Raw genomic sequence first — 13,063 nt, forward strand, 5'->3', positions numbered from 1 at the left:
GCCAGAAGAACAGCCAGAACAAATGGATGATCATCATGCCGATTGATGGCATGATGAACGCTCAACCAAGGGGAAGTGTAATGGACATTAGATCGATCATCATCGGAGTGCTCGCCGGAACGGTGATCGTGCTCGGCTACCTTCTCTGGGAAGCACAGCAGACCAAAGTGAAGGTCGATCTCCCTGGCATCAAGATCGAGGGGCGGTGATCTGATCCCCCACGACCGTCATCCTCGAACAGACCAACTTTTCGAGGATGACAAAATTACCCCAACCCCCGCGCCTCTTCCTTCACACGCACATCCGCAATAATCCGATCAAGCAGCAGGCACGTGCGCTTGAATAGATCCGAACCCTTACGGTAGTCGGCGCCCGCGTAGAAATCGCAGCGGCCGGCCTTGAAAAGCTCGACGCATTTCCCTTCGCTCTCGCCGGGATCATGCACGGCAATCGCGTGGCCGCCGTTCTTCTTCAGCAGCGCCATCGACGGCACGTCAGTATCGCCGTCCCCGAAATAGATGAAGTTCGAAAACGGGATCGGCCGCTGCTCCTCGGGCATGTGAGCGTTGATGCTCTCACCCAAGTCCTCGATGCCCTTATTGATGCGGAACAGAAACTGCGTCTTGCCGGTGTCGGAAATGACGCGCTTCGGAAACGGCAGATCGTAGGCGTCGAACCAGTACTCGCTCGCGAACACGTTGGCGAAGTGCGGGTAGATCTTCGTCCCTTCGATGATCTCCGTCAGACCGGACGACACGAGGTAATGCCTCACATTGATGCCCGCGTCGCCGGCGCGCTTCTTGACGTAGGCGTGCATCTGATCGAACCACGCCTCGACGCCAGGATACAGCTCGACCTTCTTCCCCTGTGCGACGAGATCGGCCCGATCGATGCGAACGCTTTTCTCCTTCGCCTTCTTGTAGAGAAGATGCATGTAGGTGATCAGCGAGTCGGCGCGCTCAGCCTTCGAGACGCGCGTGCACTCGGCCCAGAACTCTTTCGGCTCGATGCCGAGCTTCGGCAGAAACGCGTATTCCTGCATCGGACGCGGCGATAGCGTGCCATCGAAATCATAGACGAGCGCGATGACTTTCTTGTCGGGCGAGGCTGTACGGCTCGGAGAAATCGCCTCGGCGGCGCCCGAAGTGCCCTGCGAACGCCGGCGCGAATTCGCCTGCGCCCCCTCGCTTAGCCGTACCTTCGTTCCCCGCCCGCCTGCTCGCTCGACCATGAGCTTTCTCCGCTCTCGACTTGTAGGGCGGAGGAAAGCGTGATTCGGGTGGCACAAGAAAGTCAGGCGTCAGCGGTCTGCCCGTTCCGCATATATTTCTTCGGGCAGCCCGCCGTCAGCGATCAGTGTTTGCAGTCAGGGCCGTGAACGTGTCCTGGCTCGCCGTGCGCCGCGCCGTGATCATGGTGATGATGGCCGTGATCGTGCCCATGATCATGACTGTGATCATGCCCGCAGCCGCAACCATCGCCATGGTCGTGATGATGCGCCTCGGGATCGACCAGCGCCGCCGCGAGCTTGCGCTCCAGCGCAATCGACATTTCGCGCGGGCTGTCCTTGTCCTCGATGAGCAACGCCATCACTTCCGCGCCGAGGCGGAAATCGTCGACCGCGCCGAGGTAGTGCCGCCGCAACCGCCCCTGACGATCGAATATCAGCAGCGCCGGCGTTCCCTGCAGCTCGTAAGCCTTCATCGTCTCCGGAAGGCCCTCGGCACTCGGCTTGTCGAGCGCGACAGGAATGGTGATGCCGTTTTCCGCAAGGTACGCTTCAACCTTCTCGGGCGTTTGCTCGTCGAACTTCTCGAAAGCCATGTGCAGACCGAGCACCGCGACCTCATCCTCGGTGAAGCTTCCGCGCAGACGCATGGCCTGCGGCAGGCCGAACTTCTGCGATCCGGGGCAAGCGAGCTGCCAGATCGCGATGACGACGACCTTCCCCTTCTCGGCCTTCAGCGTGCGCTTCTTGTCGGAATTGAGCCACCGCTGCGCGATGATCTCGGGTGGGCGTTCGGGGTTGAACATCTCAAAGGAATCCTTGCGCTATTTTTCCGTCATATAGCATCATTGACCCGCAATCGTCAGGGGGCTGCCCCCTTCAATCGCAATCGCCCGATTTCTCAGGGCCTGTCTGCGGAATATTCTCAGGGCACACAAACGCGGCGGGAACCGCGCAGGGCTGTGCCGGATTTGGCGAATAGATCCGGAAGTGCAATGCGCAGCCGCGCATCACGTTATAGGCCGTAACGCACCCTGTTGGCGGCGGCAGCGGCGCTTGCGATTTCGACTGCAGCGTCCAGTTCGTTCGCTTCTTCCAGCGATCCTCGATGATCGACAGCGTCGGAACTTTGTCCTCGACGGCTTGTGCAAGCGCTTCCGGCATCTGTTGCTCGGAAGGAATACCGAGCACGAACCGGCCTGACGGCTCGCGGAACCCGATGAGAGCCGCGTTCTGTGCCGGACACTTTGCAATCGCCTTTGCGATCTCCCGTGCGGGCCAGATCCTGTCGATGCTCGGCAGAATGATGCCAAGCAGCGTAACGGCGAAGAGTGCGAGCGCGCCGACGCCGATCGCAGCCCAACGACGAAGCTGGCCTTCCCGGCCAAGGCGCCCGCTCCAGATGAAGAGCACCGCGATGAGCGCAATAAGCACGGCCGGAATGACGCCCGGAACCTCGCCAGTAAAGAGATAAACGCCTGCAAATATCGCGAGCGGCAACGCCGCGAAGTATGTCGGCCAGATCGTGAAGAAGCTCCACGGCGGACGCTTGCCCAACCCGCTTTCGTTCGTCACGACAATGGCAACGCCAAGGGCCAGGGCCGGAAACATCGTCTGCACCATGTAGGTGCCGGGCTTCGACGACAGCAATTCGAGATAAACGATATAGCCGAGCACCCAGGCGAGCAGAAATCGCGAAAGCGCCTGCTCGCGGCTATCCCAGAAACGCTTGAACGCCGTGCCGATGAGTACAGTTCCCGGCAGAAAGCCAAGGACGACCGCAAGCACGAACGTGCCGGGGAAAGCCCGAAGCTTCATGTCCTGTGCACCGCCGAGCGCGCCGAGGAACGACCGCCAGTCCATGCCCGCAAAGGGGGTACCGTCCTGATGTGTACGGATGATCAGCCACGAAGCCCCGATGGCGAGCGCAATCGGCAGGCCAATGAAAGGACGCAAACGCTTCAGCCACGTGAGATCGCGGTCCATGACATAGAGCGCGATCAGCGTCGCAACGACGAGGATCGGCACAAGCAGCGCATTGATCAGAATGCCGAACCCGAGCGCGATCCAGAATAACAGGGCCAGCGGATAGCCTTCATCGGGCTTTGTATAGATCCGCGCCAACGCCACCATCGCGACCGTCGCGGGCAACAGTGACAGCCCTTCCGCGATCGCAAGCTGGGAAACGAGCACCGTCAACGGCGAAACGGCGAACAGCGCCGCCGCGATTAGCGCTGTCTCCGCGCCGACGAGCCCGCGTCCGAGCCAGAACAGCGCCAGCACGGCCAGCGTCACCGCGAGCAACGATGGAATGCGATAGACCGTGATGTCGCGCGCAAACGCCTCGCCCGCCAGCCATCGCGCCGCGCCCTGCGCCCAGAACGTGCCGATGGGGCGATATTGGTGAACGACGCTTCCGTAGCGCGGGTCCGTCCAATCGCCGCGCTCGACCATGTCGCGCGTCGTCTCGGCGTAGATGATCTCGGTGCGATCGACCGCTGGGAGCCGCACCACACCCGGTAAATATACGGCAAGGCACAACGCCAAGAGCGCGAGCGACGGCACCCACGGCCGCGCCGCGAGGTTTGCCCACCAGTTCCACATTGCGCGTTGGCGCTCCACCACAATATGCCCTTCGAAACTTGACATGCCCTCGGAACTCGGCTGTTTGCGCATCGAACGCAAAAAACGCAAGGGCTCAACTACCGCATGCCAGGAAAATCGGCTGATCGAGCGGCCCGCCGTGCGCGGCTTATCGAGATCATCAAACAGCGGTCTTTTCAGGAAGGGCCCGAGTTCAAGCTCGCGTCGGGAAAAACGTCGACTTTTTACTTCAACATGAAGCCAACCATGCTGGACAGCGAAGGCGCCTACCTGATCGCCTCGCTCATCCTTGATCGGCTTGAGAATATCGAAGCAGACCTGATTGGCGGCCTCGAAATGGGCGCCGTTCCGATCGCCTCGAGCGTCGCAGCCGTTTCCTATACGGAAGGCCGAAAGTTGTCCGCCTTCTTCGTCCGCAAGCAGGCAAAAGAACACGGCACGCAGGCGCTCGTCGAAGGGCTGGCGAAGGGCGACAGCATGGCCGGCAAAAAGGTCGTTGTCGTCGAGGACGTGACAACGACGGGCGGCTCAGCCCTGAAGGCGGCCGAAGCACTTCGCGCTGCAGGTGCCGAAATCGTCAGCGTCATCACAATCGTTGACCGTCTCGACGGCGCCGCCGAGACCTTCGCCGCCGCCGGCCTGAAGTTCGAACCGCTCCTGACGCTCGCTGATTTCCGAAGCTGACGAATAGCGCCGGACGCGCCCTAGCCGAGATGCGTCTTCAGAAACGCGCTCGTGCGCTCCCAAGCCAGCTCGGCGCAATGCCGATCATGAACTGATCGCTGCTCGTTCATGAACGCGTGGCTGGCGTCATAGCGGAAAATCTCCGCCGGCTTCCCCGCGGCCTTCAAACCCTTTTCGAAAGCATCGACCATTGCTGGCGTAATGAAGTCGTCGCTGTTGGCGAAGTGTCCCTGCAAAGGCACCTTCACGTCCGCGGGCTTCGCGACCGTCTCGGGAGGCAGGCCATAGAAGGGAACGACGGCCGAAAATTCCGGTGCACGCGAGGCAGCGAGCACGGCGACGGCACCTCCCATGCAAAAGCCCGAAACGGCAACCTTGGGGCTCGACCGCAATAGAAATTGCGCCGCGCCGCGCACGTGTTGATCTGCCGCTTCGAGAAAATTCAGCGAGCTCATTTCGCGGCCGGCAGCATCCGCGTCGTGATAGGGAATGACGACGCCGTTGAAGAGGTCCGGCGCCAGAGCATCGTAACCGAGGAGCGCAAAGCGATCGCAAAGCCCCTTGATCTGGTCCTGCAGACCCCACCATTCCTGAATGACGACGACGCCCGGAGCGTTGGCCTTGCCGGCAAGCGACAGATAGCCTTCAGCAGTCTTCCCGTCCGGACGGGCGAATGGAATGCGGGTACCCATGTGGTGAGCCTCGTAGGTTCGAGCCGGTCGATCACGCGGCTTCTGTTTATGCGCCACACCGAAAGTGGGCAATGGCCTCGTCGCGCGCGACATGCGCGACGGGTCTTCTTGACGGTTTTGTTTCAAGTCGAACGTCGACGGGTCGACGCTGCTACTCCGCAGCGATGATCGCGCCTCCGAGCGGACTGGCCTTCAGCACATCCGCATCGACGTAGGGCACGAACTTCGCAAAGTTGTCGTGAAACATCTGCGCGAGCTTCGCAGTCATCGCATCGTAAGCTTTCGGATCGGCCCACGTGTCGCGTGGAGTGAGCAATTTCGGATCGATTCCAGCAACGGCAACGGGCACAGCGAAGCCGAAAACAGGATCGGTCCGCATCGGCTGATGCTTGAGTTCACCCGAAAGCGCCGCATCAAGAAGCGCCCGCGTGACCTTGATCGGAATGCGTGTTCCCTGCCCGAACTTGCCGCCGGTCCAGCCGGTGTTGACGAGCCAGCAATCGACACCGTGCTCGGCGATGAGTGTACGCAGCAGATTGCCGTAAACGCGCGGATGCCGCGGCATGAACGGCGCGCCGAAGCACGTCGAGAATGTCGGCTGCGGTTCAGGCCCCATGCCCTTCTCCGTTCCCGCAACTTTTGCCGTGAAACCAGACAGGAAATGATACATCGCCTGGCTCGGCGTGAGCTTCGCAATCGGCGGCAGAACGCCGAAAGCGTCAGCGGTTAGCATCACGATGTTTTTGGGATGCCCGGCGGTGCCGGTTGAACTTGCATTGGCAATCGCATCGAGCGGATAGGCCGAGCGGGCGTTTTCTGCGAGCCGGTTGTCGTCGAAGTTCGGAACGCGCGTGACGGGATCGATGACGACATTCTCGAGCACCGTTCCGAAGCGGTTCGATGCGTCCCAGATCTGCGGTTCGGCCGACTTCGAAAGACGGATCGTCTTTGCATAGCAGCCACCCTCGAAATTGAAGATCCCGCGGTCCGACCAGCCGTGCTCGTCATCGCCCAGAAGCTCGCGCGTAGGATCCGCTGAAAGCGTCGTCTTGCCGGTGCCCGAGAGACCGAAGAACACGGCCGAGCTTCCATCCTTGCCGACATTTGCCGAGCAGTGCATGGGCATGACGTTCTTGCCGGGTAGGATGTAGTTCAGGAACGAGAACACGCTTTTCTTGATCTCGCCGGCATAGCTGGTGCCGCCGATGAGAACGATGCGCTTCGAGAAGTTGCACGCGATAACCGTTTCCGAGCGCGTGCCGTGATAGAGCGGCGCCGCACGAAAGCTCGGCAGATCGACAACGGTGAATTCCGGAACGAACGACGCGAGTTCGCTTCGCTCGGGGCGCCGCAGCAAATTGCGAATAAAGAGCGATTGCCACGCGTGCTCTGTAATTATGCGCGTGTTGAGACGGTGCTCTTTCTCGGCGCCGGCGAAGAGATCCTGAACGAAAATTTCCTTGTGTCGCGCAAAGCTGATGAAGTCGGCGAGCAAACGGTCGAATTGCTCGTCCGTCATCGAAAGCGCATTGTCCCACCAAATCGCGCCTTCGGTTTCGGCATCGCGAACGATGTATTTGTCCTGCACAGAGCGGCCGGTGTGCTGCCCGGTCTCGACGACGAACGCGCCGCTGGCGGCGAGCTTACCCTCACCTCGGCGAACCGCGTACTCGACGAGGTCCGCCTCAAGCAGGTTATGACGTACCCTCTGCGAAGATAACGTCGGAAACAGCTCAGCCATCGTTCTCCTGCCCCATGAAAATGGACGTCGAGGTCGCGCCGCGCCGAAATTTCCTGCGCTCGCAAAAAACAACGCCCGATCAAGCGATTTTGTGCCGCACAAAAGAGACTCAGTTGGGCCCAAATGCCGCTGGTCCCGAAGCCCTAACACGAACTATGGCGATTTGGAGTCCCGCACGCAACGACGCACGAAAAAATCGGTAACATTATGTTACCGTTCGAATATTGCAGGACTCGTCTTTGTGCGGAGGATGCGAGCGGCAACTTCGGTAAACAAGCGGAAATTTGCAGTTGTGACCGCAGATTTCATCCAGTTCGCTTGCCGTCGAAGGCGCGGTCGCCTATTCAGGGCTCATTCAGCCTCCGGCGTCCATTGGACGGGACGCCACAATTGGTACACCATACCGCCATAAGCGCCTGAAGAGGCGCGGTGCACATCCCGCTGCGGCCGAGGGGCATAAGAGGAACAGATGAAGGAAAAGAGCACAATAGCTCTCGTTGACGACGAGCGGAACATCCTGACCTCGTTGCGCATGGCCCTGGAGGCCGAGGGCTATAAGGTCCGCACCTACGGGGATGGCGTCTCCGCTCTTGAAGCGCTGACCGAGGAGCCCGCCGATCTCGGCATCTTCGATATTAAGATGCCCCGCATGGACGGCATGGAACTCCTCCGCCGCGTGCGCCAGCAGTCGACGATGCCGGTCATCTTTCTGACGTCGAAGGACGAAGAAATCGACGAACTGTTCGGCCTCAAGATGGGCGCCGACGATTATATCGCAAAACCATTTTCGCAGCGGCTCATTGTCGAACGCGTCAAAGCCGTTCTGCGCCGCGTTGCGCCGAAAGACGGCGTCGCCACCGAAGACGAAGCCAAGCGCGTGCTCGAGCGTGGCAAGCTGAAGCTCGATCCGGAGCGTCATACCTGCCACTGGGACAACAAGGGCGTGACGCTGACGGTGACCGAATTCCTGATCTTGCAGGCATTGGCGACGAGACCGGGCGTCGTCAAGACGCGCGACGCCTTGATGGATGCGGCCTACGACGATCAGGTCTATGTGGATGACCGCACGATCGACAGTCACATCAAGCGGCTGCGCAAGAAGTTCAAGCAGGTCGATGACGATTTTGACGTGATCGAAACACTTTATGGCGTCGGCTATCGCTTCAAGGAATAAGCGGCCGGTCAGCCACCGGGGACGGGATGGCGCTCGACAGCAATGACATTTCGGCGACCGCAACGCTGAGTGGCGGGGCGGACGCCTCCGCGCCCGCAGTTGGCGATAGGAACCCGAGAGTCGATCTTCGGGGCGCCGCCGTGCGAGCGAGCGCCGCGACCGGCCAATGGCTGGCGCAAAGCCTCATCGGCCGCATCATCGGCAAGAACCTCCGACGCCGCATTCTTCTGGCCAACGTCTTGGGGTTGGCCGGCCTGCTGTTCGCGATGCTTTACCTAAGCCTCCATCACGGCTGGCTGCTCGACGCCAAGGTGGACGTCGTAAAGACGGTGTCGCGCATCACGGCGGAAGCCATCGCCTATCGCGCAGTCAACGAACGCGCCATTTTCGATCCCAACCGCATCCCCGAAAAGACGCTCGCACGGGCCCAGCGCGACGATGCGTTCGCCGCGCTCGAATTGCCGATCGACCCGCACCAGGCGGCGATCATTCTGAAAAAGCTGGTCGGACCCGCAAATCTGAAAGCGCGTATTTATTCGGCGAAGGGCACGTTGATCCTCAACGGCGAGACGCTTTTCTCGAATGACGATCCGTCTGCCGATCCGCCAGTCGAAACAGCCGATGAGCCCGCTCCGCGCCTCAAGAACTTCTGGACCCGGCTGCATTACTGGGTGATCAACAAGGAGCTCAAGGTCTATCGCGAGCTCGGAACGGCCAACGGCTTCCTCTATCCGGAAGTTCAGCGAGCGGCGCAGAACGGCGTCGAAACTCCGATTTTGCTGCTCAACCGGCACGGCCAGCAAATCGTCTCGATGGCGGAGCCCATCAAACGCGGCAACAAAATCCTCGGCGTTCTGCTCCTCTCGACAAATCCGGGCGACATTGACGATGTCCTCTGGGACGAGCGCTGGCTGATCCTGCAGATCGCGGCGATGGCGCTGCTTGTTTCGATCGGCAGCTCTCTTGTCCTGGAACGCACAGTTGCAGGTCCGATGCGGCGGCTTTCCGAAGCGGCCAATCGCGTGTCGCAAAATATTTCAGCCCGCGAACAGCTGCCGGACCTGACCGGACGCCGCGACGAGGTCGGACAAACGGGCCGCGCTTTTGTTGCGATGACGAACGCACTTTATCGACGCATCGAAGCGAGTGAGAAGTTCGCAGCCGACGTCGCGCACGAATTGAAAAATCCGCTCGCGGCCGCACGCTCGACGGCCGAAGCCCTCGCCTACGCACGGTCCGACGCCGACCGCACCGAACTCGTGCAGGAGATCCAGTCCGAATTGAAGCGGCTTAATCGGCTGATCAACGACATCTCGAGCGCCTCGCGTCTCGATGCCGAGCTCGCGCGCCAGGAAATGCAGCCCCTCGATATCCGCACGGTGCTCGAAAGCGTCGATAAACTCTTCTCGGAAATGCTGGCGGACGACACGCGCAACATTCGCTTGATCGTCGAGCCCGGAACGGCCGCAGCCTACACGGTACGCGGAAATGACGGTCGCCTCGGCCAGGTCTTCACGAACCTGATCGATAACGCCTTGTCATTCTCGCCTGAAGGCGGGAACGTCACCGTTCGCGCCAAACCGAACGGCAGAAAAATCGAAATATCCGTCGAGGACGAAGGGCCGGGCATTCCTCCGGACAAGCTCGCCCAGATCTTCGATCGGTTTTACAGCGACCGTCCGCAGACCGACGCCAAACGCGGAAAGAACTCGGGCCTAGGCCTCTCGATTTCGCGTGAGATCGTCGTCAGCCACAACGGCGAAATCTTTGCGGAAAATCGCGCTGCGAATACCGGGCAGGTGCCGAAAGGCGCGCGCTTTACGGTTCGCCTCCCGCTGGCGCTCATAGGACCTGGCCTTGCCTGGAGAATTTGAGCGCGTCCACGCTACCGCCATCGCCGTCGGCGGCCGCGCGGCTCTGATCCGTGGACCCTCCGGTTCGGGCAAGTCCGATCTGGCATTCCGATGCCTCGGTCTTGGGCTCTCGGCGCTTGTTCAGGACAGGGTTATGTTGGTTTCCGACGACCAGGTCCTGCTGAGGCGCGAGGGCGCGTCTCTGCACGCCAGCGCCCCGGCTCAGCTGCGCGGCAAGCTTGAAGTTCGCGGCGTTGGCATCCTTGAGGTTGACGCCGTTACCGAAGCGAACGTCGTTCTCATCGTGGATCTTGTCCGCGAAGGCGTCATCGACAGGTTTCCCGACCCCTGGCCCCGCGCCCGTATTCTGGGTCTGGAGTTGCCGCAAACCCGGCTATCGCCCTTCGAAGGCTCTAGTCCACTGAAACTTGTAGCAGCCATTCAGACGGCCCCTCAGCCACGTCTCTAACCAAAGCCCTGAATGAGGTCCAGAAACTGCTTGCGCCGGCTCCAAACACTTGCCAATTTCCGCGCGACACGGCGGCAAAACATGAATTCGCCGCACGCTAATGAAATGGCCCGTCGCTCATGATCGGACTTGTCATCGTCACGCATGGCGGGCTTGCGCTAGAGTTTCGCAACGCGCTTGAGCACGTCGTCGGCAAGCAGCAGGCGCTTGAGACGATAGCCATAGGTCCAGACGACGACATGGAAGCGCGTCGCGTGGAAATCTTGAATGCCGTCCAGCGCGTGGATAGCGGCAAGGGCGTGATCGTTCTGACCGATATGTTCGGCGGCACGCCCTCCAACCTTGCTATCTCGGTGATGGACGAGACGAAGGCCGAAGTCATCGCAGGCATCAGTCTTCCAATTCTGGTGAAGCTCGCCAGCATCCGCAGCGAGACGCCGCTCGGGCAAGCTGTCATCATGGCGCGGGACGCCGGCAAGAAATATATCAAGGTTGCAAGCCAAGAACTGTCCGGCGGCTGAGAAGGAATTATGCCCGAACTGGTCAACAGTCTGAAACCGGAAGCCGTCGTCATCATCCGTAACGTCAAGGGCCTGCACGCACGGGCGTCGGCGAAGTTCGTCAAATGCGCCGAAAGCTTTGATGCAACCGTCACCGTCACCCACCACGGCAATTCTGTAGGCGGCACCTCGATCATGGGATTGATGATGCTTGCCGCGGGTCCGGGCTCCGAACTCCATATCGTTGCCGAAGGCCCGCAGGGCCCGGAAGCGCTGCAGGCTCTCGTCAAATTGGTCGAAGCAGGCTTTGACGAGGAGTGCGTCGGCGACGCCTGAGCGAACGCTCCGCCCAAAGAAAAAGGGGCGCGAAAAGCGCCCCTTGCAGTCAGTTCCGAAACGTCACTGCGAAAGATAGAGCGTCGAGATCTTCAGCGCGATATCGCGGAACGCTGCCTTCAAGGCGTCGCCGGTCGTCGAGTTGTAGAAATGGTTCGCGTCGGTCGCGCAGCTTGAGAGCGTATTGATTGCGATTTGACTGCCGCCGAGCTGGAAGCCGACTGTGTAGACCTCGATACCGTTGGCCTTCATGGCTTTGCATTGCTCGATAGCCTGAGCGCTCGAGCAACCATTCGCGGCATTCGGGCAAGACGTGAGAGAATACGAGCCATCGTCGACACCTTTCGAGGTGTACTGCATATTATACTCGCCGTCCGTCATCAGCACTGCGATCTTCTTCAACTTGTCCGTGCCGTAAGCTGCCGGCGTGCTTGAAGCTGGCCACAGCGACGCCCAGTTGGGGTCGAGCATGTACCAAGCCCACGCCGTACCGATGTGGCCAGCGGTGCTGTTAGCCGTGGTGAGGTTGTTTATTTTCGTCGTCAACGCGGTCTTGTCGCTTGTCAGCGGGAGCGCTTCGGCGCTCGATGCCAAGTCGCAAGTAGCTTTCATGTTGGACGTATTGTGCACCATGACATATTGACCCGACTTGGGTGCAGCATTGGTATATTTCTGGGTGCCTGTGCGTTCGACGACGCATGGTTTCGGGTTGGTAGCAGACGGCGTGGTGCCGGTAGCCAACTTGAATGCGCTGACCGGAAGCCGAACGTCCTCGGTGAATGGCACGATCGCGACCTTGGACGTGTATTTGCTCTGATCAGCCCACACGACGATGTTGACCAGATCGCTAGCTGCAGACTTCATGTCTATTAGCTTCTGACCAGCCATCGACCCCGTAACGTCCAGCATCATGCTGACTTCGAGGTTGAGTTGGGCATTGCCGCCGACGGCAAGCACCGCCTTCGCATAGTCCGTTCCGTTGGCATGCAGGAGCGGCAGTGTTTTGATGCCAGCCACACTCATGAACGGCGTCGAGATCTGGGCATTGCCCTTCGAGATGACAGCCGTCCCGTTATCGGTGACGGCAAAGTCAACCGTATCGGATTTGGACACGACCGAGATGCGGCTTTGGACGGCCTGCTTGTAGAAGGCCTGGGCGACCTTGATGGCGCCAGCTTGGTCGCCCCCGTTGGTCTGCAGCGCGCGGGCACCCGCCAGCACCGCCGCGTCTGCCGCCTCCAGCGTTTGATTGCGCGCGTTGATGAGCCGCCCATAATCGACCGCCAGACCAATCATCATCACAAGGACGAGCGCCATCAGGCCGAACAGGATGGCGACGTCGCCGCGCGAATCGGCGGCAAACCGGTAAAGCGTGCTCGCGCGTTTCTGCGATTTGCCCGCCAGAGCCTTTCCGGCCATCCGGCAACTGCCCAGCGCACGCCGTACAGAATATGACGCGAACTTCATCGACCGCCTCCAGGGAATACTTACGATCCACACTGAAGGGTTGATCATTTAAGACGAATTAATCCGATATGCCGAATTCACATCGAGATTAACCGAAGTCTTATTTCAAGAATTCAGTTTTAATCAAAATGTATTTTATAAATTTACTTTGCGTTTACTTCGATACTCAACCCGTCATCGCATTGCGTCGTGCAAGCGCGCGCCGGCCTAAGGACATAAAGACTTGTTTATATGTTATTGCGTGCCTGCCGTGAGTTCGCTATAGCAACGCCCAACGACAGTTTGCGCAGCCGAAATTTGAAACGGCTGAGGTGT

Annotated in this window: 13 protein-coding genes; 7 read left to right on the forward strand and 6 right to left on the reverse strand. The window is 60.0% G+C overall.

Translation table 11 applies throughout. The features are described from left to right. The first annotated feature begins 80 nt into the window (after positions 1-80). Entirely contained in the window at positions 81-209 is a 129-nt protein-coding gene (locus AB4Z24_RS06495; RefSeq protein ID WP_441706711.1) for a hypothetical protein, read from the forward strand. 56 nt (positions 210-265) lie between these two features. Here the strand turns inward: AB4Z24_RS06495 and AB4Z24_RS06500 are convergent, their stop codons facing one another. The 3 genes from AB4Z24_RS06500 to AB4Z24_RS06510 form a co-directional block, all read right to left on the reverse strand. Continuing rightward, positions 266-1,231: an HAD family hydrolase gene (locus AB4Z24_RS06500; RefSeq protein ID WP_441706712.1), complete on the reverse strand. Its 966-nt coding sequence runs from the start codon at positions 1,229-1,231 to the stop codon at positions 266-268. A 122-nt stretch (positions 1,232-1,353) separates the two neighbouring features. Next, a complete protein-coding gene (locus AB4Z24_RS06505) occupies positions 1,354-2,034 on the reverse strand; it encodes a TlpA disulfide reductase family protein (RefSeq protein WP_441706714.1) in 681 nt (226 codons plus the stop codon). Between the two features lie 73 nt (positions 2,035-2,107). Then, positions 2,108-3,877 carry an ArnT family glycosyltransferase gene (locus AB4Z24_RS06510; protein ID WP_441706716.1) on the reverse strand — a complete coding sequence of 590 codons (1,770 nt, stop codon included), beginning with the start codon at positions 3,875-3,877 and terminating at the stop codon, positions 2,108-2,110. 60 nt (positions 3,878-3,937) lie between these two features. Here AB4Z24_RS06510 and pyrE point away from each other — a divergent pair, with 60 nt between their 5' ends. Then, positions 3,938-4,516 carry an orotate phosphoribosyltransferase gene (gene pyrE, locus AB4Z24_RS06515; RefSeq protein WP_441706718.1) on the forward strand — a complete coding sequence of 193 codons (579 nt, stop codon included), beginning with the start codon at positions 3,938-3,940 and terminating at the stop codon, positions 4,514-4,516. A gap of 20 nt (positions 4,517-4,536) precedes the next feature. Here pyrE and AB4Z24_RS06520 read toward each other — a convergent pair whose 3' ends face one another. Beyond that, on the reverse strand, positions 4,537-5,208 hold the full coding sequence (locus AB4Z24_RS06520) for a dienelactone hydrolase family protein (RefSeq protein ID WP_441706720.1): 672 nt from the start codon (positions 5,206-5,208) through the stop codon (positions 4,537-4,539). A 151-nt stretch (positions 5,209-5,359) separates the two neighbouring features. Then, complete coding sequence (locus AB4Z24_RS06525; protein WP_441706722.1) at positions 5,360-6,949, reverse strand: phosphoenolpyruvate carboxykinase; 1,590 nt, start codon at positions 6,947-6,949, stop codon at positions 5,360-5,362. 469 nt (positions 6,950-7,418) lie between these two features. Here AB4Z24_RS06525 and AB4Z24_RS06530 point away from each other — a divergent pair, with 469 nt between their 5' ends. From AB4Z24_RS06530 to AB4Z24_RS06550, 5 genes are all read left to right on the forward strand, one after another. Next, entirely contained in the window at positions 7,419-8,123 is a 705-nt protein-coding gene (locus AB4Z24_RS06530; protein WP_441706723.1) for a response regulator transcription factor, read from the forward strand. 26 nt (positions 8,124-8,149) lie between these two features. Further along, on the forward strand, positions 8,150-9,997 hold the full coding sequence (locus tag AB4Z24_RS06535; protein WP_441706725.1) for a stimulus-sensing domain-containing protein: 1,848 nt from the start codon (positions 8,150-8,152) through the stop codon (positions 9,995-9,997). Next, positions 9,981-10,445: an HPr kinase/phosphorylase gene (locus AB4Z24_RS06540; RefSeq protein WP_441706727.1), complete on the forward strand. Its 465-nt coding sequence runs from the start codon at positions 9,981-9,983 to the stop codon at positions 10,443-10,445. Before AB4Z24_RS06535 ends, AB4Z24_RS06540 begins: the two co-directional genes overlap by 17 nt. 119 nt (positions 10,446-10,564) lie before the next feature. Next, positions 10,565-10,966 carry a PTS sugar transporter subunit IIA gene (locus AB4Z24_RS06545; protein WP_441706729.1) on the forward strand — a complete coding sequence of 134 codons (402 nt, stop codon included), beginning with the start codon at positions 10,565-10,567 and terminating at the stop codon, positions 10,964-10,966. A 9-nt stretch (positions 10,967-10,975) separates the two neighbouring features. After that, positions 10,976-11,281: an HPr family phosphocarrier protein gene (locus AB4Z24_RS06550; protein WP_441706731.1), complete on the forward strand. Its 306-nt coding sequence runs from the start codon at positions 10,976-10,978 to the stop codon at positions 11,279-11,281. A 63-nt stretch (positions 11,282-11,344) separates the two neighbouring features. Here the strand turns inward: AB4Z24_RS06550 and AB4Z24_RS06555 are convergent, their stop codons facing one another. Next, entirely contained in the window at positions 11,345-12,748 is a 1,404-nt protein-coding gene (locus tag AB4Z24_RS06555) for a pilus assembly protein TadG-related protein (RefSeq protein ID WP_441706732.1), read from the reverse strand. Positions 12,749-13,063: the final 315 nt, after the last annotated feature.

Origin of the sequence: Hyphomicrobium sp. 2TAF46 (genome assembly GCF_052114865.1) — a bacterium.
In the GTDB taxonomy this organism is placed as follows: domain Bacteria; phylum Pseudomonadota; class Alphaproteobacteria; order Rhizobiales; family Hyphomicrobiaceae; genus Hyphomicrobium_B.

Bases quoted from the DNA above. Each gene is read 5' to 3' on its own strand.
- AB4Z24_RS06495 (WP_441706711.1), top strand. From the start codon at position 81: ATGGACATTAGATCGATCATCATCGGAGTGCTCGCCGGAACGGTGATC.
- AB4Z24_RS06500 (WP_441706712.1), bottom strand. From the start codon at position 1,231: ATGGTCGAGCGAGCAGGCGGGCGGGGAACGAAGGTACGGCTAAGCGAG.
- AB4Z24_RS06505 (WP_441706714.1), bottom strand. From the start codon at position 2,034: ATGTTCAACCCCGAACGCCCACCCGAGATCATCGCGCAGCGGTGGCTC.
- AB4Z24_RS06510 (WP_441706716.1), bottom strand. From the start codon at position 3,877: ATGTCAAGTTTCGAAGGGCATATTGTGGTGGAGCGCCAACGCGCAATG.
- pyrE (WP_441706718.1), top strand. From the start codon at position 3,938: ATGCCAGGAAAATCGGCTGATCGAGCGGCCCGCCGTGCGCGGCTTATC.
- AB4Z24_RS06520 (WP_441706720.1), bottom strand. From the start codon at position 5,208: ATGGGTACCCGCATTCCATTCGCCCGTCCGGACGGGAAGACTGCTGAA.
- AB4Z24_RS06525 (WP_441706722.1), bottom strand. From the start codon at position 6,949: ATGGCTGAGCTGTTTCCGACGTTATCTTCGCAGAGGGTACGTCATAAC.
- AB4Z24_RS06530 (WP_441706723.1), top strand. From the start codon at position 7,419: ATGAAGGAAAAGAGCACAATAGCTCTCGTTGACGACGAGCGGAACATC.
- AB4Z24_RS06535 (WP_441706725.1), top strand. From the start codon at position 8,150: ATGGCGCTCGACAGCAATGACATTTCGGCGACCGCAACGCTGAGTGGC.
- AB4Z24_RS06545 (WP_441706729.1), top strand. From the start codon at position 10,565: ATGATCGGACTTGTCATCGTCACGCATGGCGGGCTTGCGCTAGAGTTT.
- AB4Z24_RS06550 (WP_441706731.1), top strand. From the start codon at position 10,976: ATGCCCGAACTGGTCAACAGTCTGAAACCGGAAGCCGTCGTCATCATC.
- AB4Z24_RS06555 (WP_441706732.1), bottom strand. From the start codon at position 12,748: ATGAAGTTCGCGTCATATTCTGTACGGCGTGCGCTGGGCAGTTGCCGG.